The following is a 23,809-nucleotide window of genomic DNA, read 5'->3' as shown; positions in this document are numbered from 1 at the left end:
TTCATGCCCGGTCCGCGGGCGTTTCCGATGCGATCATCTCTTGGACTTGCCGGACGAAACGCTCGCCGCGCGCCTCGAAACTCGCGAACTGGTCGAAGCTCGCACAGGCCGGAGAGAGCAGCACGGTCCCGACGTCGAGCGCTCTGGCCGTATCGGCCGCACAGGTGACGGCACGGTCCAGCGTGCCCACGCATTCGAAAGCGACGCCATGTCCGGCGAGGACCGAGGCGAGCGCTTCGGCATCGCGCCCGATCAGAAAGGCTTTCGCGATGCGGGGGAAGAGCGGTGCAAGCGAATCGATCCCCCCCGACTTGGCGATCCCGCCCGCGATCCAGATGACCCTGTCATAACAGAGCAGCGCCTTTTCGGCGGCCTCGGCATTGGTGGCCTTGCTGTCGTTGACGAATCGTACGCCACCGCTTTCGGCAACCAGTGCCTGCCGGTGAGGCAGGCCGGGATAGCTGGCCAGCCCGTCTTGGATACGGGCATCGCTCAGTCCGAGATGACGGGCCATGGCGGAGGCGGCAAGCGCGTTCTGCAGATTATGCGCCCCGGGAAGAGCCGGCGATCGACAAAGGAACCCTGCGATCCGCTCCCTGTCGCTGCCTTCGTGGACGCAAAGCGTCTCTACCCGCAGACCGAGGGAGGAGAGGCGCTCGGCCTCCTTTCGGCAATACGGATCGTCGATGGAAATGACGGCAAGATCGTCCGGCGTCATGTTGTCGAACACATGACGTTTGGCCGCGGCGTATCCGGCCATGTCGCCGTGCCGGTCCAGATGATCGGGTGTCAGATTGAGAAGACAGGCCGTATCGGCGTGGAACCGGTCGAGACGCTCGAGCATGTAGGAGGACATCTCGATGACATAGACGCCATCATCCGGCAGGAGCGGGAGGCCAAGTGCCGCGGTACCGAGATTGCCGCCCGCCGCAACGGGCACGCCGGCTTCGCCCAGCATATGCGCAAGCAGCGCCGTGGTGGTCGATTTGCCGTTGGTTCCGGTCACGGAGGCGAAACGCGCTTTCGATCCGCTTTCGCGTACGGCGCGGTAAAGGATCTCGGCATCGGAAAGGATCGGCACGCCCATGGCCCGTGCGTGGATGGCCACAGGATGAGGGTGAGGAAGGTCGTGCGGAATGCCGGGGGAGAGAATCAGGGCCGAGCAGCCACCCAGATCGTCGAGCGGAGCCGCAATCAGCCGGGGTCTGTCGGGATCGGGAGCCGGAGGGGACCGGTCGTCCCAGGCAAGCACCTCCGCACCCATGGAGAGGAGCGCATCCACCACGGCGCGTCCGTTGCGACCGAGGCCGCAAACGGCGAAACGCCTGCCGCCGAACAGAGCGGACGGGAAGGAGCCGCCGGTCATGTCAGCGCAGCTTCAGCGTGGCGAGGCCGGCAAGACCCAGCAGGATGGAGACGATCCAGAAACGGATCACGATCTTGGGTTCCTGCCATCCCTTCTTCTCGAAATGATGGTGGAGCGGTGCCATCAGGAAAACGCGTCTGCCCGTGCGTTTGTACCAGAAGACCTGGATGACGACGGAGAGCGTCTCGACCACGAAAAGTCCTCCGACGATACACAGCACCAGCTCGTGCTTGACGGCAACTGCCACCGCACCCAGAGCGCCCCCGAGCGAAAGCGAGCCGGTATCGCCCATGAAGACATCGGCAGGTGTCGCATTGTACCAGAGAAAGCCGAGCCCCGCCCCGATCAGGGCCGCGCAGAAAACCGCCAGCTCGCCCGTACCCGGCACCAGATGGAGCTGGAGATAATCGGCAAAGACGCGATTGCCGACCAGATAGGCGATGAGCGCGAAGACGAGCGCGGCGATCACCACGGGTACGATGGCCAGCCCGTCCAGCCCGTCGGTGAAATTCACGGCATTGCCGAACCCGGTCATGGTGATCATGGCAAAAAGCGGAAACGCGAAACCGAGAGGAAGCAGGAAATCCTTGATGAAGGGAAAGGCCACCATGTTCCGCAACTCGGGCGGCATGAGGCTTTCCATCCAGTATCCCGCGATCAGGGATGTGGCGAATTCCGTGCCGAGGCGGGCGCGTTTCGAGACGCCCTTGGTGTTGCGTCTGGAAAGCTTGAGATAATCGTCTGCGAACCCTACCGCGCCGAAACTGGCCGTGACGAACATGACGGCCCAGACGAATCCATTGGTCAGATCCGCCCAGAGGAGGGTCGATGCGAAAAGCGCGATCAGGATGAGCATGCCGCCCATCGTGGGGGTGCCTGCCTTTTCGAGGATATGGCGCTCGGGGCCGAGCGTCCGGATAGGCTGGCCTTCGCGCTGGATGCGCTTGAGCTGCGCGATGAAGGGGCGGCCGAAGACGAGACTGATCAGGAAGGCGGTCAGACAGGCCCCTCCGGAACGGAATGTCAGATAATGGAAGAGATTGAAGAAACCGCCATGGGTCGTGTCGTGGATGGCGATCAGATTATAGAGCATCAGGCTTTGGCTCCGCCTGCAAGTAGGGGGGACACGACATCGCGCATGCGACTGCCAAGGCTGCCTTTCACAAGAACCACGTCACCGGCTTTCAGATGGGAGAGCACGAAGGGCGCGAGACTGGCCGCGTCCTCCTGCCAGATGCCACGTTTATCGGGCGGCAGCGAGGCAAAAACATGGCCCATATGAGGGCAGCAGCAATAGACGAGATCGGCATGGGCGATCAGATCGGGGACGAGCGAGAGGTGTTCGCGCTCCGCATGGGCGCCGAGTTCGCGAATATCGCCCAGCACCGCAATGCGCCGGCGGGCGGGAAGCAGGGCGAGGGTCTCGAGCGCCGCGCGGATGGATTGCACCGAGGCGTTGTAGCTCTCGTCGAGGAGGGAGGCCTGCCCCTGCAGGATGGGCTGGAGCAGCCCCCGTCCGGCACCGGGGCGATATGTGCGCAGGGCCGCGATCGCAGGGTCGATCGCAAGGCCGGTCTCCTGTCCGAGCACGTCGAGAGCGGCGACGACAAGTGCGGCGTTGCGCACGAGATGTCGGCCCGGCGCTTCCAGGGCGACATCGCGCGTGTTCAGCCGGAACGACGACCCCTTCGCATCGCACTGTATCGCCGTGATCCGGTATCCGGCCCGTTCCGTCGCACCGACCTCGACGAGCCGACAGCCCGATCCGTCTCCGGCCCGCGCGGCAGCGCGCGCGAGGATCGGGTTCATCCCCGTATCGTCGGGCACGATTGCCGTACCGCCCGGGGAGAGGGACGCGATGAGGTCGGATTTTTCCTCGGCGATCGCATCGAGGCTGCCCATATGACCCAGATGGCTGCTTCCGATCGTCGTGACGATTGCGAAACCGGGCTTCACCATGGCGGCGAGCGGCGCGATCTCGCCACGATGGTTCATGCCGATTTCGCAAACGCAATAGGCGGCCTGTGACGGCAGGCGGGCGAGGGTCAGCGGAACGCCCCAGTGATTGTTGTAGGAGGCGACCGCAGCGTGAGTCGGGCCGAGGGCGGAAAGGGCCGTCCGAAGCATGTTCTTCGTCGTCGTCTTGCCCACACTGCCCGTCACGGCGAACATCTGCCCCTGGAAGCGCGCACGCGCGAAACGGGCGAGCGCGCGCAGCCCTTCCATCGTATCGTTCACATGCAGGATGCGCGGATCGTCCATGACCGGGCGATGAACCATGACGGCCGCCGCTCCTCTCGCGAGGGCGTCCGCGACATGGGCATGACCGTCGCCATGCTCGCCTGAAAGGGCGATGAACAGGTCGCCCGGTGCGAGACTGCGCGTGTCGATGGAGACGCCGTTTGCAGCGATCTCGCTTGCAAGGGTTCCTCCCGTTGCGGCGCGGAGCTCTTGGGATGTCCAGAGTGCGGTCATGACGCGATGCCTGCCAGATCACGGATGACGGCGCGGTCGTCGAAAGGCACAGTCACGCCCTGAGCCGTCTGACCGCTCTCATGGCCTTTCCCGGCCACGACGACGACATCGCCCGCGCCTGCTTCGGAGAGGGCCGCCGCGATCGCTGCCCGCCTGTCCCCGATCTCGATCGCATCGGGACAGGCCGCGCGAATGGCAGCCCGGATCGTTTCCGGGTCTTCGCTCCGGGGATTGTCGTCCGTGACGATACTCAGATCGGCCAGTCTTGCGGCGACGGCGCCCATCAGCGGCCTCTTTCCCCTGTCCCGGTCTCCGCCTGCGCCGAAGACCACGATGAGACGGTTGCTGGCATGAGGCCGCAGGCTCCGGAGGAGATTTTCCAGCGCATCGGGCGTATGGGCGTAATCGACATAGATTCCGGCACCGCTTGCAAGCGTGGCGGCGTGCTCGGCCCGTCCGCGCACGCCGGAAAGACCCGGGAGGAGGTCCAGAACGGTCCGGGCCGCGCCGTCGTCATCCCAGGCCATCGCGGCCGCAAGCAGAACGTTATCGACCTGAAAACGACCTGTAAGGGGAATTTCATAATCCGGGAGAGGGGCGCCGAAGAGATCGAGCGAGACGACCTGTCCGTGAGGGAGAGGGCGCGCCTTGCGCAGACGGATGGTCGCTCCCCGCTCGCCCACGCTCCGGGGGCGCAAAGCCCGCCGGCTGATCAGGGTGCAGAGCGCATCGACGGTCACGGGATCCATATCTGCGTTATAGGCGGCGAGGCTGCCCTGCGGCAGGAGCCGGTCGAACAGACGGAGCTTTGCCGTCCGATAGGCGTCCATGCTGCCGTGATAATCGAGATGATCGCGGGTGAGATTGCTGAATCCTCCCGCCTGCAACGCGATGCCGTCGAGCCGTCCCTGTTCGAGCCCATGGGAGGAGGCCTCCAGAGCGACATGATCGACGCCGACAGCCCTGAGCGCGGCGAGCGTTCGCGAAAGCGAGATCGCGTCGGGCGTGGTCAGGGCAGCCGGGGCTTCCACGGGGCGGTCGCTGATGAGGCCGAGCGTTCCGATGCTGGCAGATGCCATCCCGCCCAGAGACCAGAACTGGCGCAGGAAATCCGCCGTGCTGCTCTTCCCGTTGGTTCCCGTGATCGCAGCGACATGGCGCGCCGCCGGTCCTGCCAGCAGGCTCGCTATCCGCGCGAGGGCATGACGCGGATCGGGAACGGCCACGATCGCGATGGACGGGTCGATCCCGTCACTGGCGCCGCCCGCCGTGACTCTTCCCTCGGGAACGAGAAGCGCCACGGCGCCGCGTGCGATGGCCTGCGGGATGAACATGGCGCCGTCAGCTCCGCCTTCCTGCCCCGCCCGGGGGCGTGCGGCGCTCGGCAGGGCAGCGAATATCGTGCCCGGTGCGACCTGTCGGCTATCGGATGCGATCCCGGCGATGTCGGGGTCGACGTGCAGAACGGGCGTGGAGAGGCCCGCATGGGCAAGAAGCGTTGAGAGACGCATTGATCAGCCTCGTTCAGAATGGCGACGGGCGGCGCGGGCCGCTTTCTCTGCGGCTTTGCTCGCAGCCTTTTCCGCCTTTTCGCGCCTTGCGGCGATGCGCGGATCTCCGGGATCGTTGCCGGGGCCGAGGGCGCGGCGCCCGGGGGGAATGCCGGGCTCGAGCGGAATCGCCATCTCGGCATCGATCCGCGCTGCATTCTTGATGTCGGGAAACAGCCCGAGCATCGGACCGATCCGCGCGATCAGCTTTCCGGTCGTGGGTGCGGCGTTCCAGCCCGACGTGACGAAGCCATGGGTCTTGGGTGTCGGATGCGGGGAATCGAGCATGACATAGACGGCATAGCGCGGCGCGTTCATGGGGAAGATCGACGTGAAAGCCGATATGTTGACGTGTTTGAGATAGCGTCCGTTCGGGCCGACCTTTTCGGCGGTTCCGGTCTTGCCGCCGACGAAATAGCCGGGCACCTCGGCACTGCGCGCGGTGCCCTGGGTCACGTCCAGACGTAGCATCTTTCTCAGAAGCGCCGAGTTCTCTTCCGAAACGACCCGGATGCCTTCCGGCCGGGGCAGTGCAGGGGAAGCGCTGGGTGCAGAGCCCGTGGCGGAGCCTCCCGAAGGCCGGAAGGCCGTCGGGACGACCGCGCCGCTGGCGTCGATCTTCCCGGCGCTTCCCGTGGCGCCGTCCTTCATGCCCTGGCCTATGCCCGAGCCGGGGCCCGTTTCGGTGTTCGTGCCATCCGGGTTCGCACCGTCCGCTTCCTGCGCGCTGTTGTCGTCCTGGATACGGGCAAGCAGCGTCGGCTTGATCAGGATGCCTCCGTTGACGAAGGCGGCGGTGCCGCGAACGATGGAGAGCGGCGGCTCGGCAACGCCATGGCCGAAGCCCACCGTCATGACGGTCGAGAGCCCCCAGTTACGCAAGGAGGGCACGATCGGACGGCTGGCTTCCGGCAGTTCGATCGGCACGCGATCGAAGAACCCCATCAAGCGCAGCCAGTCCTGCTGCTTCTTTGCGCCGACATCCAGGGCGATATGGGCCGCCGCCGGGTTGGACGATTTGGCCAGAACGTCGGGAAGGGCCAGCCAGGGCGCGAAATGGTCGCTCTTGATATCCGAAATCGTGAAGCGGCCGATATGGATCGGGATGGTCGAGAACCGGTCCCAGATATGGGCGATGCCGTACTGGATGGCCATCGCGGCGGTCTGGAGCTTGAAGGTGGATCCCGGCTCGTACATGCCGGTCACCGCCCTGTTGAACCGGGAATCGGCGGGCGCCTTTCCGAAAGCGTTCGCGTCGTAATCGGGCAGACTGACCATGGCGATGATCTCGCCCGTATTCACGTCCATCACGATCGCGGCGGCGCCGATCGCCTGGAATTCGTCCTTCGCGGTCTGGAGCACGTCGCGGGTGACCGCCTGCACACGCACATCGAGAGAGAGACGCAGCGGAGTGCGGTCCGTATTCAGCCGCGTATTGAAATGACGCTCGACCCCGGCGATGCCGTGATCGTCGATATCGACCCCGCCGAGAATATGCGCGGCTGTCCGGCCGAGCGGGTAGTGCCTGCGTTCGCTCGCCTCGAAATAGATCCCAGGAATACCGAGATTGTTGATCGCGATTTCCTGAACCGGCGAGATATCGCGCGCGATATAGACGAATTGCTTGCGTAACGAGAGGCGTCTTGCCGTCTCCGCCTCGTCCAGATCCGGTAAGACCGTCTTGAGCTTGCGCGCGGCCTCAGCCGGGTCGATCAGCTCCATCGGATTGGCATAGACCTGTGCCACGGGAAGAGAGAGCGCGAGGGTCTGGCCGTTCCGGTCGATGATCGTCGCGCGATGGATGTCGGGCAGGGCGAAATCGCCGGTCAGCTGCCCTTTGGGGTCGCTCTTGGGAATGTCCGGAACCTGGGAGGCGATCTGCCGCTTCTCGGGCTCCATGGGCATGATGACCGTCGCGAAAGCGAGCTTGAGCGCGACCGCGCCGAACAGCCCGAAGAAACCGAGCCCGACGCCGAGCAGACGCGTATGCATCTGGTCGAGCGAAGCGCGGGCGCGTTTCGGCGATCTGTCTTCCTGCCGTACGGGACCGCCCCGATCCTGACCGTTGCCGGTGGGGCTGCGGGTGGGGCGCGTCCTGTCGTTATGAGGGGGGCGGTTGCCTGCCATGATCAGGCGTCTTCAACGCCGCTCAGTTGGCGAGAGGTGTCGGCGGCGGCAGGGCATCGCCATAGCCGCCCAGCGCGGAATGCGATCCGGAAGACCCGGAGGCTGCAGGCTGGCGCGCCGGGACATGCGGCGTCACCGCTCCCGGGCGGGTCACGTGCGAGGAGACCGCATGTTCCGCCGGACGCCAGGCAGTTGCGGGCATGGCTTGCGGACGATGGCCGTGGAAGGTCGCCAGACGCACGGCTGTCGCGTCAGTCGCGCCGCCTGTCGAAGCGGAAGCCGTGCGGGTCGTCGCATGGACCACCGCGTCGTAGCGATGGGCGCGATGGCTGCTCTGTCCCCGCTCGTCCGAAACGACATGCTGGTGCGGTGTCGCGCGTGCAAGCTCGACTCCCGGACGCGGAACCGGACGCTGGACGGAACGCGTCGGACGAACGGCGCTTGCGGTCCGCAACGCGACTTCCGGCGCCGGGGTCTCGTTGCGCGCGAGCGTGGCTGCGACGTCATGCGTCCGGGAAGAGGCAGCTCCCGGATGCTGGTTTCCGGAGGGCGTGTTTCCGGATGTCACGCGCCCGGGAGCGTTTTTTGCAAGAGCGGGCGGCTGGGTAGGAACGACCCCGGCAGACGGAACAACGGCAGAGGGAACAATGGCAGACGGGGCGACAGCAGGCGCCTCGCGCGTGGGCACTGCATCGCGGGGCGCCTTCGCGACAGCGATGCTCAGACCCTCGCGCGGATCCCGCAGGGCCGGACGGGAGCCGGGCGGCGGCAGGACATCGGTCAGGGAGGCAAGCCGGACATACTGGGTGGGCGCCATCGGGCGCAACTCGGTCAGAAACCGCGTGGAGAGCGTGCTCAGCCGGTCGGGCTGGTTCAGCAGCGCCCATTGCGTGCGCAGCATGGCGGTTTGCTGCCGTACCCGCTCGGTCTTCCTGACCACCGTCGTGATGTTCTGATCGAGAACGGTCGTTTCGTGCTTCTTCGTATAGAGGAAGAGTCCCGAACCGCCAGCGAGAAGCGCGCAGAATACTGTGAAGGGCCGAATCATGAGCGGGGTCCGGAAACGGAGTTGAGGGAGCGGAAATGCGGCGCGCGATCCGCGCCGGAGAATGCAGGGGCGACGGGGTCGGAGCCCGGGGAAGCAGAATGCGTCGCGACCTCGGTGCTGCGAACGAGGCTGCGCAGCTTCGCACTGCGCGCACGCGGGTTCCGGGCGATCTCGTCTTCGGAGGCGAGGACAGGGCGCGCGTGAGGAAGATGATAATCCGGGCGGATATCCCGCTCCGCCATGGGCTCGTGCCGGGACGGACGGCTGACCCGGCCCGCGGCTTTCGCGAAGGCGCGCTTGACCAGACGATCCTCGAGCGAATGGAACGTCACGACGACGAACACGCCATTCCGGTCGAGAAGGGCGGGGGCGTCATCGAGCGCGGCCTGCAATTCGCCCAGCTCGTCATTGACCGCGATGCGCAGCGCCTGGAAGGTGCGGGTCGCGGGATGAATGCCGGATTTGTCGGGGCGAACGACCCCGCGCACGATATCGGCCAGGCGCGCTGTCGTGCGGATCGGCTCCTCTGCGCGGGCGCGGACGATGGCAGCGGCGATGCGCCGGGAAAGCCGGTCCTCGCCATAATGATAGATGATGTCGGCAAGCGCGCTCTCGTCGCTTTCATTCACCAGATCGGCGGCCGAGCGCCCCGCGCTGGACATGCGCATGTCCAGCGGGCCGTCCTGACGGAAGGAGAAGCCGCGTTCGGCCTCGTCGAGCTGATAGGAAGAGACGCCGATATCGAGAACGATCCCGTCGAACGGTGCCTCGGAGGCGAGCAGATCGGACATCGCCCCGAAAGTGCCCGATACGGGCACCAGATGGCGCGCGGCCGTGCCGGTCCGTCCGGCGTCATCGTCCCTCAGCGCGGCCGCAAGAGCCTCGGCACGATGGATGGCGGTCGGATCGCGATCGATTCCCCAGACGGTGCAGGCAGCTTCACGAAGCACGGCGCGGCTGTAACCGCCGCCTCCGAACGTTCCGTCCACATAGCGTCCACCCGCTTTCGGAGCGAGCGCGGAGATCACTTCGGCGAGCATGACGGGGACATGGCCCGGATCGTGCGCGGTGAGGGCGTCGATCGTCGATACCGTCATGGTGCGGCCTCCTGCTGACGGCTGTTCATGCGGCGCGCACGGGCGCGCGCCTCTTCGCGTCGCCTTGCGGCCGCTTCCGGCTCCCAGATCTGGAAAACACGGCCGAGCCCCATGAAGGAGACGTCGTCGTTGAGGCCCGCATGACGGCGCAGCACATCGGGCAGGATGATCCGCCCCTCCTTGTCGGCATCGATGGGATAGGCGTCCGCATAGAGGCTGGCCGCCAGATCGTCGTGATCGTCGGAAAAGATATCGAGCGATTCCACGGGGCCGGCGAGGGTCGCGAAGGCGGCGCAGGGCCAGGCCTCGATGCAGGGATGCAGATGGGAGGGGCGCAGGATCACGAGCGATTCATCGGGTTTGGCCTGCGCACGAAGGGCAGATCGAAACGCAGCCGGAATGGACACGCGTCCCTTGGCGTCGAAACGGTTCTGATGCGTGCCGAGGAACACACTCACGCCGTTCGATGCCTCCTCTTTCTTCTGGAGCGATTTGCACTGACGTTTCTGGCTCCGGGACAGGATTCAGCCTTTATGCGGCATGTCCGGCAGAGCCTCCCGGTCTTGTTTGGGATATCATGGGATTTTATGGGACGTCAAACAAATCGCGCCTGAAATCGGCAGAATTCTAGGATTTTTCGCCTGATCTGCATCAAGATAGTTCTTGTTATGTTCCAATCATTGAGAAAGGGTTGCCAGATCGGCCTTTTTTAATGTGTTTCTGTTATGTTCTTATTGTCCTTCACTGCATGAGGACTGCGTCATCATTATGGCGCTGCCGCGGCGGACATGCAGCATAGTGTCTTTTTTCTGTGAGCGTTTTTCCTGCGCGTTTTCTGTACCGCCCGTGCGCCCGATCCGGTTAGCTGGTCCGCATGTCGGTCTGGCAGATGGCGACATGCCTGTGCGGCATCTGGCGCGGCGTCCGGCACAGGTGGCGGGCGCAGGTGGCGGCCGCAGGTGGTGGGCAGGGAGCTGTGTTGCCCGGTCGCACAAGGCTGACGGTTCCGGTGCAGGAGCGAAACGGATCGGGGTAGATGGGTGGAGAAAGGTAAGCGTCAGACGGTCTGTAAGCCGGGTTCTGTCCGTCTGGGACGGGGCGATCATTCCTCTGGGACCGGACTTGCGACCGGCCTCACGCAACCAACCCGAACGACAAGGCGGGAGAGCCTCTGATCCCATCCCGGAGGACGGATCCGCCATTCCTATTCGGTCTTGCTCCCGATGGGGTTTGCCCTGCCTCCCGCGTTACCGAAGGAGCGGTGCGCTCTTACCGCACCGTTTCACCCTTGCCTGCAGCCCGAGGGCCGGGCAGGCGGTTTGTTTTCTGTGGCACTTTCCCTGGGGTCGCCCCCGCCGGCCGTTAACCGGCATCGTTCTCCCGTGGAGCCCGGACTTTCCTCCATCGCACCGGTTCTCACCGGGGCAACAGCGATCGCCCGACCGTCTGACGCGCGCAAACTGACCCATGCGCGATAAAGGGTCAAGGCATGGGCAATGTTTTCTTCCTGTCGTCGCGGCTACAGAGTTTCCGCTCCCGTCATGCTAGATCCACCCGATGACCGATCGAATTCCAGACCGTCCGGGCCTGCTGTACCGGCTCTTCCTGCGTCGACTCAGAACGGCCTCGGGTGGGCGCGACGGATTGCCGCTTCCCGAACGGGTGACGCCCGAGGCGCTGGCTTCATTGCGACGCATGACGGGGCTGCCGAGTTTTCCGCAGCGTCTCTCCTCATTCCAGATAAGGCGGTGGTCGGACATTGCCGTTCCGGGTGCCGCGGGACCGCGCAAGGCGCGGCTCTATCGTCCCCGGGGCAGGGTCGGCGGTATCGTGCTCTTCCTGCACGGAGGCGGCTTTGTCCATTGCGATCTCGTATCGCATCACGGAATCTGCTGTCGTCTGGCCCGGCATTCCGGAGCGATGGTCCTCTCCCTCGATTATCGTCTCGCGCCGGAACATCCCTTTCCAGCGGCGGTGGAAGATGGCTGGGAGGCCTTGCGCTGGGTCTTCGGACAGGCGCGCGCGCTGAACCTTCCGGTTGCCGTATGCGGTGACAGCGCGGGGGGCAATCTGGCTGCCGTTCTGGCGCGTCGCGCGCGCGATGGCGCAGGGGCGCATGCCCGGGAGAATGCGGGAGAGGCCCTCGCGGCCCAGCTTCTCTATTACCCGGCCCTGACCGGCCTCTGGTCGCCCCGGAGCCGGATCGATCACGCCGAAGGCTACATGCTCACGGCCCGGCTTCTGGACTGGTACGGCAGACAATACGTGCAGGACGATCGCAAGGTGATCGACCCGGATTTCGCCCCCGCATTCGCGCCTTCCCTGGAAGGACTGCCACCCGCGATGATCGTCACGGCGGGGTTCGATCCTCTCCGCGGGGAGGGGGAGATCTATACGGCGCTCCTGCGGGAAGCCGGTGTCGAGGTCAGCTTGCGGGGTTTCCCGTCGGCGATCCACGGTTTTCTGAATGGATATGCGGTTCTGGTGGAGGGGAGGCGCGCCCTGCGCGAGGGGGGGGCGTTCCTGCGACGGCGCTTTGCCGCTGCAAGAGCGGGATCGCTCTGGCGATCGGTTGCGGAACCGGCAGCGATCTGCCGGACCGGCGACTGCCCCCCGACCGGTGTCCCTGACGGAGAGACCCGGATCGGGGCGGGATCGCCCTTTATTGCGGCATGGCGTGAAAACGCCCCGGTGTGCCCTGATCCGTCGCCAGAAGCCGATCGGCCCGGTTGACCTTGATCGTGAAGAGCCGGTCGAACGTGCCCGGCTTGCCCGGGCACCCCTTGGAGCTGCGCTCCATGAAGTCGATCCGTGTCGCTTCCGGCGGGTCGTTGCCGTTCAGAATCGGCACGAGACATTTCGCCGGGACATCGGTCATTCCGTTATGGGTGACCATGACACGGAGATGCTCGACGAGCTTGGTGTTGTCGAACCAGGCAAGACGATCGAACTGGATCTTGTCGGCGGCCTGATCCAGCCAGCCCATCTTCATGACCAGAATGGCCAGAAGAGAGGCAGGGATCAGGACGAGCATACGCCGCAGGAGATGCTGCTTGAGTGTCCGCGGTTTCCTGCGGCCGGAACCGAGTTTGGGTGCGGGTTTCGGGTCTGATGCCACGGGCGTGCCTTATTCCATGTCTTCGTGCCAGAGCTGCCCGTCGCGGGCGAGCATCGCGCGCGCCTCTTCGGGGCCCCAGCTTCCGGCGGGATAATGCGCCATCGGGACGTCGTTGCGGGCCCATGCCTCCATGACGGGGGCGACCCATTTCCATGCAGCCTCGACCTCGTCCCTGCGGATGAAGAGCACGGGATAACCGCGCACGGCGTCGAGGAGAAGACGCTCATAGGCATCGGGATAACGCGTATTGAAGCTCTTTTCGAAATGGACATCCATGGTCGACTGCCACAGCGCGAAATCGTCGTTCGTCGGATCCTTGACGTTGAACGACCATGACACGCCCTCATCCGGCTGGATGCGGATGACGAGCACGTTGCGGCCGGGACGCGCGGGAAAGAGCGACGTCTCGGGCGACCTGAAGGTCACGACAATCTCGCTGACCTTCTTCTTCAGGCGCTTCGCCGTACGGATGAAGAACGGCACGTTCTTCCAGCGCGGCGTGTCGATCTCGGCACGCAGGGCGACATAGGTCTCGGTGTTGCTTTCATGGCCCAGCTCGTCGAGATAGCCCTCGACCGTCGCGCCCTTGATATGGCCTGCCGTGTACTGCGCGCGCACACTCGCGTTCCTGAGGGTGTCCTTGTCGAGCGGCACGAGCGATTTCAGCACCGAAACCTTGGCGTCGCGGACGGCATCCGCTTCCAGGGAGGCAGGCTTCTCCATCGCGACGAGGCACAGGACCTGGAGCAGATGGTTCTGCACCATATCGCGCAGAGCGCCCGAATTGTCGTAATAGGCGGCACGCCCTTCGACGCCAACGACCTCACCGGCCGTGATCTGGACGGATTCGATATGCTCGGCCGACCACACGGCTTCGAGCAGCGGGTTTGCGAAACGCAGCGCAATCACGTTCTGGACCGTTTCCTTGCCCAGATAGTGATCGATGCGGAAGACGTTCTTCTCCTTGAAGAATTTGCCGACGCCTTCGTTGATCTCGTCCGCCGTCTTCAGGTCGATGCCGATCGGCTTTTCCAGAACGACGCGGCTATCGTCGGTGACGAGGCCCTCCTTGGCGAGATTGGCGGAAATCGCGCCATAGAGATCGGGGGCGGTCGCATAATAGAAGACGCGCACATGTTCATCGGCCTTGTGGCTGAGAACCTCGCGCAGGCCATCCCAGTTGCTCTCCGCCTTGGAGCCGTCGAGGCTGACATAATGGACCATGTCCAGAAAGCGCTCGACCGTGTCCTCATCGAAATCGTCGGCCTTGACGAAGCGCTTGAGCGCATCGCGCGCACGGCCCTGATATTCCTCGCGGGAGAGCGGGGAGCGCGCCGTTCCGATGATGCGGGCCGTATCGGGCACCTGACCCATGGTAAGACGATAATAGAGGGCGGGCAGCAATTTGCGCATGGTCAAATCGCCGGTTGCGCCGAATATGATGTAGTCGAAAGGGGCGACCTGGTGGGACTGGGACATCGGCCTGGCTCTCCGGTTATCGATGAAGTGCAGTCCGGCCGTTATGACACGCTGGCCTTGGCCCGGTAAAGATCGTGCCGGCATACCGGGCCCCTGGGCTTCTGTGCCCGAACCCCAGCCCGAACCCCAGCCCGAGCCCCGACCCGGGCGCGCGCATGAGCCGGATCGGGCCGGATCGGGCCAGCTCGGGCCAGCTCGGGCCAGATCGGAAATCCCCCATGCGGTCTGTCTGGCGCGATATGCGTTGACCCGTTGGGGCCAGCCGCGATAAGCCGCCGTTCTTCCCGTGCGCATCGCCCCGGCGATCGCGCGTGCGCCGCTCCGCTTCCCGGGGCCGTCTTGTGCAACGCCAGAATTCGAGGACACCATGTCTGACACGCCTTTTGATACCGATGCCGCTGCCGCCAGCCGCGCTCGTCAGGCCGCTGATCCGGAATCGAATGTCGGAGGCATCGCGGTCGATCGCCTGCGCAGTGTGATCGAGCGTGTCGAGCGTCTCGAGGAAGAGCGCAAGGCGCTTGCAGGCGATATCAAGGATATCTTCAGCGAAGCGAAATCCGCAGGTTTCGACGTGGCGACGATCAAGAACATCATCAAGCTCCGCAAGAAGGAGCCCAACGAGATCGAGGAGCAGGAAACGCTTCTGGACATCTATCGTCGCGCGCTCGGCATGTGATGGCCCCCGTTCCCGTTCTGTTAAGATTTCGAGACAGGCGGGAACAGGAAAGGACAGAACGATCCGCTTTTGATATGACAAACCCGCTTTTCGGTCATTCCTGGAGCGGGTGGGAAAACGATGTCAGTGGCGGAATGGCGTCTCGGTCACGCCGTCTGGATCTCCCTGCATAACCGGCTTCGCAGCAGTCTTCGCCGTTCCGATACGGACGATCTGTTGCAGACAGCATTGTTGCATCTGTTCGAACGCGGTCTGGACGGTATCACCCATCCGGAAGCCTATATCCTGCGTGCCGCGCGCAATCTGGCCATCGATCGAGCCCGCAGGGAGCGATGCATCGCGTTTTCATCCCTCGACGAGGCATCCCTGCCCGAAGCCGCATGCAGCCAACCCGGACCCGAACGGATCGTCCTGGGGCGCGAGCAGCTCGCGCGTGTGAAATCGGCCTTTCTCGCGCTCGATGCACGGACGGCCCGTATCTTTTTCCTCCACCGCATGGAGGGCGTTTCCTACAGCCAGATCGCGATCCGGATGAAGGTCAGCGTCAGCACCGTGGAGAAGGCGGTCGCACGGGCGGTCTCCGGTCTCGCGCTTGCGCTGATCGATCCGGCTGAGCTGCATCCTTCTCGTGCCATCGGTCGATGACGGCGGGACAGGCCTCATGACGACGCCGACACTGAACGAGTCCGTCGAGCAGGCGGCGCAATGGCAGGCACGGCTTCATTCGGATCGCTGCACCGCCGGGGATCGCGAACGTTTCGCGGCCTGGCTGGAGGGGGATCCCGTCCATCGTCGGGCTTTCGAACTCGTATCCCGCATATGGGAGATGGACCCGCGCACGCTACCCGATCCGGATGGTGCGAGGGCGGGGCGTTCGCGTTCCGCAGCCATGCGCGATACGCGGCGGCGCGTCGTTCTCGGCGCTGGTGTCCTCTTTGCCGGGCTCGTCATCGGGGGGCGCACCGCCGATGCGCGACTCGTAAGTACGGGGTTCGGTGAGAGAAAACGGATCGAGACGCAGAGATTTTCCCTGTTGCTCGACGCGCGCAGCGCGGTCGCTCTCGGCCCGGACGATACGGACCCCGACCTGCGCACGGGGCGGTTCGCCCTCACCGTGAAGCCGGGGCGTTCTGTTGTGAGCCTCGGATGCGGAGACTGGCGGTTCTCGTCGCGTCAGGGGGAATTCGACATCGTCTCGACCGGCACGCGGTTCAGCCTCACGACGGTGTCGGGAGAAGCATCGGTCGTGCGCAAGGGGCGGGAAGCCCATATCGTCAAGGCGGGCGATTGTCTGGCTGCAACGCTCCCCCGGGGGGCGGGCGTCGTCACGCGCCCGGCGCTCGATCTTCTTCTGGCATGGCGAACGGGCAGGGCGATTTTTCGCGACACCCGGCTCGATGTGGCCGTTGCAGAAATGGCCCGGTATTCCGCTCTTCCCGTCAGGATCGAGAATCCTGCCCTGTCTGCGCTGCATGTGAGCGGCGTTTTCCATACGGCCCGACCGGGCGGATTTTTCGCGGCTCTTCCTTATCTGCTGCCGCTCAGGGTGGAGCAGCGGGACGGCGCGATCAGGATTGTTAAGCTTTGATGAAAGAGCGTCTCCCCGCTTGAGGGAGACCCGCTCTGCTTCGTCCTCCGGACAGAGGGACCATCACGGTCCGATTCCAGGGGGATACGTGCTTCCATGACTTCAAGATTCCGGGCGGGTGTCCTACCGGCGCAGATTCTCGCTTTCGCACTCGCCGTTCATGCCGCGCATGCGCAGACACCGCCATCGGATGCCCGGCATCTCGCCATGCATCAGCCCGCAGCGCCGCTATCGGAGGCGCTGACGCGGCTCGCCCGGGTCAGTGGACGCGATATCCTGTTTTCGGGCGATCAGACACGCGGGATTCGCGCGCCTGCGCTCGACGGCGTCTTTACCTTCGAACAGGCGCTCGCGCGGCTTCTTTCGAAATCGTCCCTCATGTCGCGCATCCAGCCCGATGGCGTCGTGCTGATCGTAACGCCAGCCTCGGGCCTGCACGACCGGGACGCGGCGGGGCACGCCCGACCCGGACATGAGCAGATCACGGTCATCGGGCGTGCGGAGCGTCTCGCACCATCCACCGTTCCGCTCACCATCACCGAGCCGACCTCGGTGATCCAGAAGCGCTTTCTGACCAATAATATCGTTCCTCTCGCGAGCGTTGACGATATCATCAGGTTCCAGCCGAGCATCTGGTCCCAGAATCCCAACGGCCCGGGGATGGGCAAGGCGGAAACGATGAGTCTCCGCGGGTTTCAGGATGGACAGTACAACATGGTTTTCGACGGCATTCCCTTCGGCAATGCCAGCGATCTGCATCATACGACATCCTCTCTTTTCATCGCGCATTTCCTCGGGCAGGTGCAGGTGAATCGCGGTCCCGGAACGGCTTCGACCATCGGAAACGCCACATTCGGCGGAACGATCGGCTATGAGTCGCGAAGCCCAGCGAAGAAATTCGGCGTCACGCCCTACGGGACATATGGCAGCTTCAATACCCGGGCAGGCGGTATCGAAATTGATAGCGGCAAGACGCGGTTCGGCTCGATGGTGCTCGATCTGCAGCATGAGGAAACGGACGGCTATCTGACCGGATCCGGGGAAAGACGCAGCAATCTCCTGTTCAAGGATGTCGTGCCGCTGGGAACACGGACGACGCTTACCTTGCTGACGACCTACAATATCGAATGGCAGAACACCACGCAGGGAGCCACGCTCGACCAGTATCGTCGCTATGGCAAGAATTACGGTCTTTGCGCCAATCCGGCCCTGCAATGCTATGCGGGCTATAATCCGAGTTCGTATACGTCGGATTTCGACTATATCGACCTCAAATCGCGGGTCACGGACTGGCTGACCGTCGAAAACCGTCTCTATACCAACGGTTTCGAGCATGACTACACCAAGACGGTCGATGCCTCGGAGGATCGGTCATCGGTCAATGGCGTGACCTTCTATTCTGCGACGGGGAAGAAGCTCGCCGTGTATCCCAGGGATATTCCTGCGAAGTATGCCAATGCGAGTTTTCGTGACTATGGCGATACACTGACCCTGAAGGGGCATACGAGCCAGGGGGATATCCTGCTGGGCGCCTGGGCGGATCTCCAGGACGATCGTCGCTATACCTATGCGGTCGATCTCAGCCGGGGGGGCATCATGGTTCCCGGCAAGAACGGCTCCGCCTTCAATTACGATATTTCCGATTTCAATACGACGGTTCAGCCTTATCTCGAATTCGACTGGAAGCCTTTCCCTGGCACGGTCATCAAGCCGGGGATCAAATATTCCTATTTCAGGCGCGATTACGATGCTGCAGTGAACAAATCGACCAAGAAGCCGCTGGATACGAGCCAGACATTCACCTCCTGGCAACCGTCCATAGCGGTCAACCAGATCCTCATTCCCGGCTGGAGCGTATATGGCCAGATAGCCCGGGGATTTCTCGCGCCGCCGATGAGCGTCTTCCAGACCGAGGATGTCGGAAATGTCCGGCCGGAAACGACCCTGAACTATCAGGTCGGCACGGTCCTGCAGCGCAAGCGCTGGACCCTCTCATTCGATGCCTATTACATCGATTTCTCGAATTATATCGCCTCGGCGCAGATCAAGGTGCCCGGTTTCGGCACGCAGACCACTTCGGTCAATAGCGGTGGTGCCATTTACAAGGGGCTCGAGGTCGAGGGGCAATATGCACTGGGCAAGGGCTTTTCGCTCTATGGAAATTACAGCGTCAACGACGCCCAGTACAAGAAGAGCAGCGTTCGCGTGGCTGCGAGTCCCAACGCGCTCGCAAGCTTCGGCCTGCTTTACGATGACGGAAAGGGGCCGTATTTCTCCCTGATCGGCAAATATGTCGGCAATAGCTGGGGCCTCGACAGCACGACCGACAGTGCCGGAAACGCCGTTTTCGCCAACCAGTATCGCATCCACAGCAATGTGACGGCGGATCTCGCTCTCGGCTGGCATATCAGACATGTGGGCGGTTATCTGCGCGACGTGACGCCCAGCCTCAAGATCTCGAACCTTTTCGACAATCGCGCCGTCAATGCCTTCGCCGGCAACCAGAATTCTGCGAGCCCCGGTTATCCCGAGGGCGCGCCGCTCTACTGGCGGATCGCCGGGAGGAGCGTCTTCTTCAATCTGACCGCGACCATACCATGAGCCCGAACAGGATCAGCCCGAACAGCACGAGCCCGAACCTCGGGAGTCCGAACGTCGTGAGTCCGGGCAACACCAGACCGGATATCGCGCGCTTGCCGGTATCGCATCGCGTGAGGCGGCGAGGCGTGCGCGCCGTCCCGATTGCGTTTCTGGCCGCCAGCCTCCTTGCCATACAGGGGTTTTTTCCGGTGGCTCGTGCCGCGCCCGGTGAGAATTCCGCCCCCGTCCGGCAACGGGCCATGGATGCGGGTTTCCTCCGCACTGCGCCGGCGGAGGAGGGCGCACGGCTCGAACGTCTCGTGCTCGTGGCACGCCATGGCATACGCTCACCCACCCAGGATCCTCTCGTGCTCGGTCGTCTGACCGGTCGCGTCTGGCCGCGCTGGCCGGTGGGGCCGGGGCAGCTCACCCCTCATGGGCGGGACGCGCTTCGTGCCATGACCGAGGGGCTTGCGGAGTGGTACGATCTCTCCTGTCACGGGGACGATCATCCCTGTCTTGCGGATCCCGAGCCGGTGATCTGGGCGGATTCCGCCGATGCACGAACCCTGGAAAGCGGTGCGATCATGGCGCGGGGGCTGGGGGCGTCGCGCATCGTCTCGCATCATGCGGGAGAGCACGATCCGGTTTTCACCGGTATGGCGCCTGACGGGGCGATACAGAAGGAAAAGGACCGGAGCGACGGCAGAGACGAAGCGCATGACGTGCTTCTTGCCGATCGTCATGAACGACCTGAAGCGGTGAGGGAAGGTCTTTCGCGTCTGCAAGCCCTTTTCGCTCCGCAGGGTTGCGGTGCGGGACAATCCCCCTGTTTTTCGGCACCTCTGCGTAGCGCGTCGGACGGACGGCTCGACCGGAGGTCGGGACCGGCGCTCGGCGCGAGCGTTTCGGAAAACCTGCTGCTCGTCTATCTCCAGAAGCTGGGGACGGAAGGCGACAGCCCGGCCTGGCTGGGGCGGATCGACCCGTCGCTCCTCGCCGCCGTTCTGCCGGTCCATACCTATCTTTCGGATCTCACCCGCAGGCGCGGCGTGCGGGCGCTCCGTCGGGGAGAGGGGCTCGCCGCTGTCATCGGAAAGTTTCTCACGGGTGAGGGGGTGCGTCTGCCCGATGGGAGCGGTCCCGCTCGCCGAACCCGTCTTCTGGTTCTTGCCGGGCACGATACGACGCTCGACGCTCTGGCAGGGTATTACGGTCTGAGCTGGAACTTTGTCGATCAGCCCGATCCGACGGCACCGGATACGGTGCTCGCTTTCGAGCGCTGGCGCCTGCGAGACGGCAGGGCGGTCACCCGCGCCGTCGTGTTTCACCAGTCCCTCGATGCACTGCGCCAGGCGGCGGCGCCGGATATGGAGCATGGGGGGAGGCTGTTTCTGGGTGAAATCACCCGTCAGGTTCCACGGGTCGATTCCGGCACGGGGGTGAAAAGGCCCGGAGCGGGGTAAGAGCCGCGGCAAAGCTGCCGAAAGATCTCTCTTGGCGGAGTCGCTGAAAATAGCATAGATCGCAGATCATGACGACCACGCTTCTTACCCTGCCGCTCTGGATGCAGTTCCTCGCAGGTTTTGTCCTGCTCGGGCTGGGGCTCATGTTCATTCTCATGCCGTTTTCGGTTTTCGGTGTGAAACCGCGGCTGGAGGAGGTCGAACTCCAGCTGAACGAAGTGCGGGCCGAATTACGGATCATCGCCATGCGGCTTGCACAGGGAGGAGCCGAAACCGGACCCTCGGGCGAACCTGTCTTTACCCCGCCGCGCCGGAGCGCCGGAACCAGGGACGGAGATGCGAAAGAGGTGCCTGTCCAGCATGGGGGCGCCGCACATTCCCCGTCATCCGCCGAGGCGATGCCCTGGTCCAGCGAGGCAGCCCGTGCCGCGTCGCATCGTCCGGCCGTGTACAGGGAGCCTCCGGCCGCAGGGGAGCGAAGAGAGCGGCCTGCGCCGGTGCCTCCGGCGCGTGACGATTACAGCTATGCGGAGTCCGGGGCTCAGGAAACGGTCGAGAAAATCCTCCGTCCGACCCATTTCGATCCTCCGCCCCAGCGCGAGGCGCCCCGTCCTCCGCGCATGGCCCCCGGGACGGAAAACGGCGCGACAGAGCGCATGCAGGGTTATCAGGCCTATACGAGCACCGGACCAGCCTCTTCATATCAGCGGGCGGAGCGGTCCGCCCCGGAGCCGGCAGCGCAGACGGACCGCGATGCGGCATGGCGCCTGAAGGTGCAGAGACAGGAAATGGCCCCCCGGGCGACGCAGACCGATGCAGAGCGTCTGCGTCAGGCGGAGGATCAGCGCAGGGTGAGGTCCGAACCGACCTTGCGCTGGCCGCCGCGTCCCTGACGGGACGCCTGCCGACGCAGCAAGGACGCAGCGCGCGGCGAGTGGGCAAAGCAGAGGCGGCCCAGGCAGTGGCGGTCAGTGCAGGAGCGGCCGGTGCAAAGGGGGCAGTGCGAAAGGGATCAGTGCAGCAGAACGAGATCGTCCCGGTGGATCAGTTCGTCAGGGCCGTCATGACCGAGACAGGACGAGATCTCCCCGGAGCGATGTCCAGCGATCCGGCGTGCCTCCGTGCAGTCATAGGCGCTCAGCCCGCGTGCGATTTCCCGCCCTTCACGATCGACGATGGTAACGAGATCTCCGGGATCGAAACGGCCCTCCACCAGACATACGCCCGCCGGAAGAAGCGAACTGCCGCGCCGCAGGGCCGAAACGGCCCCGTCATCGATCGTGAGCCGCCCCCTGGACCCGAGAGAGCCGACGATCCAGCGCTTGCGCGCCGAGCCCGCATCGTCGGAAGCGAGAAACCATGTGCAGCGCCCCGTCTCGACGAGGGCGCTCACCGGATGGTCCCCGAGGCCGGAGGCGATGGCCATGCGGGTGCCAGCCCGGGTCGCGATCTGTGCGGCCAGAAGCTTCGTATGCATGCCGCCCGAGGAATAGCCCGGAGGAGGGGCGCCACCCATCTCCATGATGCTGTCCGTCAGGGTCTCGACAACGGGGATATGAACGGCGCCTGGATCGCGCCGGGGATCGGCCGTGTACAGACCGTCGATATCGGAGAGCAGGACGAGCGTGTCGGCACCGATCATCTGCGCGACCCTGGCCGCCAGACGGTCATTGTCTCCGAAGCGGATCTCGCTTGTGGCGATCGCATCGTTTTCGTTGATGACCGGAACGCAGCCAAGCGAGAGAAGGGTGCGCAAGGTTGCGCGCGCGTTGAGATGCCGTTCCCGATCCTCGGTATCCTCCGGCGTCAGGAGCATCTGCGCTGCGGTCAGATCGTGGGCGGCGAGGGCGAGTGACCAAGCCTGTGCCAGCTCGATCTGTCCGACGCTGGCGGCGGCCTGCTTTTCGTCGAGACGAAGGCGCCGTCCGATCAGGCCGAGACGGAAGCGGGCGAGCGCGATCGCCCCCGAAGAGACCACCACCACCTGCGTGCCTCCGCGGCGCAGGCGGGCGATGTCGTCGCAGACGGTCTTCAGCCAGGCATGACGAAGCGCAGCCTCGGCGGGATCGACCAGAAGGGCCGAACCGATCTTGATGACGACACAGCGCGACTCTGTCAGCCGAATGTTCACTTACGAGGTCTCGCGTTCTTTCAGGCGGGTTTCCGTAACACGATCCTGCACGATCCGGAGCAGCTCCGCCAGCCCCTCATGGGTCGCGGCCGAGAGGGTGAGGATCTCGGCATCGGATGCCTTGGCGAGCGCCTTCTTCTTGGCGGTGATCTGGGGTCTGGTCAGGGCGTCGCATTTGTTGAGCACGATGATTTCCGGCTTGCGGGCAAGCTGTTCGTCATAGGCCTGGAGTTCCCCGCGGATCATGCGGTAGTTCCTGACCAGCTGGCTTTCCGTGCCGTCGAGCAGATGGATGAGCATGGCACAGCGCTCGACATGACCGAGGAAGCGGTCGCCGAGTCCGGCGCCCTCGCTTGCGCCTTCGATCAGCCCCGGAATATCGGCGATGACGAATTCTTCCGTGGCCGAGAGGCGCACGACACCGAGCTGCGGATGCAGCGTGGTGAAGGGATAATCGGCAATCTTGGGCCTGGCGCGCGAACAGACCGACAGCAGGGTGGATTTTCCCGCATTGGGCAGGCCCACCAGACCGACATCCGCAATCAGTTTGAGACGCAGCCAGACCCAGCGTTCCTCACCCGGCCAGCCCTTGTCGGCGCGACGCGGGGCACGGTTGGTGCTGGTCTTGTAGTTGGCATTGCCGAACCCGCCATCGCCGCCCTTGCAGAGCAGCACTTCCTTGCCCGCCTCATCGAGGTCGGCAAGCATCGTTTCGCGATCGTCGTCGAAAATCTGTGTGCCGATCGGCACATTGATGATCACGGTTTCGGCCTTGGCGCCGGTACGGTCGGATCCCGCGCCATTGCCGCCCTTTCGGGCGCGGAAATGCTGCGTATAGCGGAAGTCGATCAGCGTATTGAGGTTCGGGACGGCACGGAAGACGATATCGCCCCCGCGACCGCCATTGCCTCCGTCTGGACCGCCGAACTCGATATATTTCTCACGACGAAACGCGACGACACCATCCCCGCCATCGCCGGAGCGCACATAGATCTTGGCCTGGTCGAGGAATTTCATGGTCTGTCTCGTCTTCGTCCAACAATAACGGTCTAAACGAGAAAGGCCGGCCCAAGCGGACCGGCCTCTCCCGTCAACTGGTCCTGACCAG

At 64.2% G+C, this 23,809-nt stretch carries 18 protein-coding genes, 1 other RNA gene and 1 pseudogene; 7 read left to right on the top strand and 13 right to left on the bottom strand.

Going from position 1 to position 23,809, the window contains the following annotated elements; translation table 11 throughout:
• Position 1: 1 nt before the first annotated feature.
• From murD to rnpB, 9 genes and pseudogenes are all read right to left on the bottom strand, one after another.
• Positions 2 to 1,366 (bottom strand): UDP-N-acetylmuramoyl-L-alanine--D-glutamate ligase, encoded by a 1,365-nt coding sequence (gene murD / locus SSA02_RS06935; protein ID WP_147093293.1) that lies wholly within the window; start codon positions 1,364 to 1,366, stop codon positions 2 to 4.
• Between the two features lies 1 nt (position 1,367).
• Positions 1,368 to 2,459, bottom strand: coding sequence for a phospho-N-acetylmuramoyl-pentapeptide-transferase (gene mraY / locus SSA02_RS06930; RefSeq protein WP_147093292.1), 1,092 nt, complete (start codon positions 2,457 to 2,459; stop codon positions 1,368 to 1,370).
• Positions 2,459 to 3,841 carry a UDP-N-acetylmuramoyl-tripeptide--D-alanyl-D-alanine ligase gene (locus tag SSA02_RS06925; protein WP_147093291.1) on the bottom strand — a complete coding sequence of 461 codons (1,383 nt, stop codon included), beginning with the start codon at positions 3,839 to 3,841 and terminating at the stop codon, positions 2,459 to 2,461. Before SSA02_RS06925 ends, mraY begins: the two co-directional genes overlap by 1 nt.
• On the bottom strand, positions 3,838 to 5,352 hold the full coding sequence (locus SSA02_RS06920; protein ID WP_147093290.1) for a UDP-N-acetylmuramoyl-L-alanyl-D-glutamate--2,6-diaminopimelate ligase: 1,515 nt from the start codon (positions 5,350 to 5,352) through the stop codon (positions 3,838 to 3,840). Before SSA02_RS06920 ends, SSA02_RS06925 begins: the two co-directional genes overlap by 4 nt.
• 3 nt (positions 5,353 to 5,355) lie before the next feature.
• Entirely contained in the window at positions 5,356 to 7,518 is a 2,163-nt protein-coding gene (locus SSA02_RS06915) for a peptidoglycan D,D-transpeptidase FtsI family protein (RefSeq protein WP_147093289.1), read from the bottom strand.
• A 22-nt stretch (positions 7,519 to 7,540) separates the two neighbouring features.
• A complete protein-coding gene (gene ftsL / locus SSA02_RS12710; protein WP_186807706.1) occupies positions 7,541 to 8,566 on the bottom strand; it encodes a cell division protein FtsL in 1,026 nt (341 codons plus the stop codon).
• Positions 8,567 to 8,661: 95 nt separating this feature from the next.
• A pseudogene (gene rsmH, locus SSA02_RS06905) lies at positions 8,662 to 9,663 on the bottom strand (16S rRNA (cytosine(1402)-N(4))-methyltransferase RsmH); the annotation flags it as partial.
• Positions 9,660 to 10,121 (bottom strand): division/cell wall cluster transcriptional repressor MraZ, encoded by a 462-nt coding sequence (gene mraZ / locus SSA02_RS06900; protein WP_147093288.1) that lies wholly within the window; start codon positions 10,119 to 10,121, stop codon positions 9,660 to 9,662. The pseudogene rsmH and the gene mraZ, both read right to left, overlap by 4 nt.
• 595 nt (positions 10,122 to 10,716) lie before the next feature.
• An RNA gene (gene rnpB / locus SSA02_RS06895) (RNase P RNA component class A) lies at positions 10,717 to 11,113 on the bottom strand.
• 107 nt (positions 11,114 to 11,220) lie between these two features.
• Here rnpB and SSA02_RS06890 point away from each other — a divergent pair.
• Positions 11,221 to 12,396 (top strand): alpha/beta hydrolase, encoded by a 1,176-nt coding sequence (locus SSA02_RS06890; protein ID WP_147093287.1) that lies wholly within the window; start codon positions 11,221 to 11,223, stop codon positions 12,394 to 12,396.
• Here SSA02_RS06890 and SSA02_RS06885 read toward each other — a convergent pair.
• Both SSA02_RS06885 and zwf read right to left on the bottom strand, forming a co-directional pair.
• Positions 12,326 to 12,781, bottom strand: a complete 456-nt coding sequence (locus tag SSA02_RS06885) for a hypothetical protein (RefSeq protein ID WP_147093286.1) — start codon at positions 12,779 to 12,781, stop codon at positions 12,326 to 12,328. The two genes, SSA02_RS06890 and SSA02_RS06885, sit on opposite strands and share 71 nt — an antisense overlap.
• A gap of 9 nt (positions 12,782 to 12,790) precedes the next feature.
• The gene (gene zwf / locus SSA02_RS06880) at positions 12,791 to 14,260 is read right to left on the bottom strand and encodes a glucose-6-phosphate dehydrogenase (RefSeq protein WP_147093285.1); all 1,470 of its coding nucleotides are present in this window, start codon (positions 14,258 to 14,260) and stop codon (positions 12,791 to 12,793) included.
• A 367-nt stretch (positions 14,261 to 14,627) separates the two neighbouring features.
• Between zwf and SSA02_RS06875 the strand changes: the two genes are divergently transcribed.
• The 6 genes from SSA02_RS06875 to SSA02_RS06850 all read left to right on the top strand — a co-directional run bounded on the left by SSA02_RS06875 (position 14,628) and on the right by SSA02_RS06850 (position 21,463).
• Positions 14,628 to 14,936 carry a DUF2312 domain-containing protein gene (locus tag SSA02_RS06875; protein ID WP_147093284.1) on the top strand — a complete coding sequence of 103 codons (309 nt, stop codon included), beginning with the start codon at positions 14,628 to 14,630 and terminating at the stop codon, positions 14,934 to 14,936.
• A 120-nt stretch (positions 14,937 to 15,056) separates the two neighbouring features.
• Positions 15,057 to 15,581: an RNA polymerase sigma factor gene (locus tag SSA02_RS06870; RefSeq protein ID WP_147093283.1), complete on the top strand. Its 525-nt coding sequence runs from the start codon at positions 15,057 to 15,059 to the stop codon at positions 15,579 to 15,581.
• 16 nt (positions 15,582 to 15,597) lie between these two features.
• Positions 15,598 to 16,524 carry a FecR family protein gene (locus SSA02_RS06865; RefSeq protein ID WP_147093282.1) on the top strand — a complete coding sequence of 309 codons (927 nt, stop codon included), beginning with the start codon at positions 15,598 to 15,600 and terminating at the stop codon, positions 16,522 to 16,524.
• A 96-nt stretch (positions 16,525 to 16,620) separates the two neighbouring features.
• Positions 16,621 to 19,125, top strand: coding sequence for a TonB-dependent receptor domain-containing protein (locus tag SSA02_RS06860; RefSeq protein ID WP_246103678.1), 2,505 nt, complete (start codon positions 16,621 to 16,623; stop codon positions 19,123 to 19,125).
• A complete protein-coding gene (locus SSA02_RS06855) occupies positions 19,122 to 20,570 on the top strand; it encodes a histidine-type phosphatase (protein WP_147093281.1) in 1,449 nt (482 codons plus the stop codon). Before SSA02_RS06860 ends, SSA02_RS06855 begins: the two co-directional genes overlap by 4 nt.
• Positions 20,571 to 20,638: 68 nt before the next feature.
• Positions 20,639 to 21,463 (top strand): hypothetical protein, encoded by an 825-nt coding sequence (locus SSA02_RS06850; RefSeq protein ID WP_147093280.1) that lies wholly within the window; start codon positions 20,639 to 20,641, stop codon positions 21,461 to 21,463.
• A gap of 119 nt (positions 21,464 to 21,582) precedes the next feature.
• Here SSA02_RS06850 and proB read toward each other — a convergent pair whose 3' ends face one another.
• Positions 21,583 to 22,701, bottom strand: a complete 1,119-nt coding sequence (gene proB, locus SSA02_RS06845; protein ID WP_147093279.1) for a glutamate 5-kinase — start codon at positions 22,699 to 22,701, stop codon at positions 21,583 to 21,585.
• Entirely contained in the window at positions 22,702 to 23,718 is a 1,017-nt protein-coding gene (gene obgE, locus SSA02_RS06840; protein WP_147093278.1) for a GTPase ObgE, read from the bottom strand.
• Between the last annotated feature and the right edge of the window lie 91 nt (positions 23,719 to 23,809).

Origin of the sequence: Swaminathania salitolerans, from assembly GCF_007988945.1 — a bacterium.
GTDB classification, from domain to species: Bacteria; Pseudomonadota; Alphaproteobacteria; order Acetobacterales; family Acetobacteraceae; genus Swaminathania; species Swaminathania salitolerans.
This window is presented reverse-complemented; position numbering and strand designations above follow the sequence as displayed.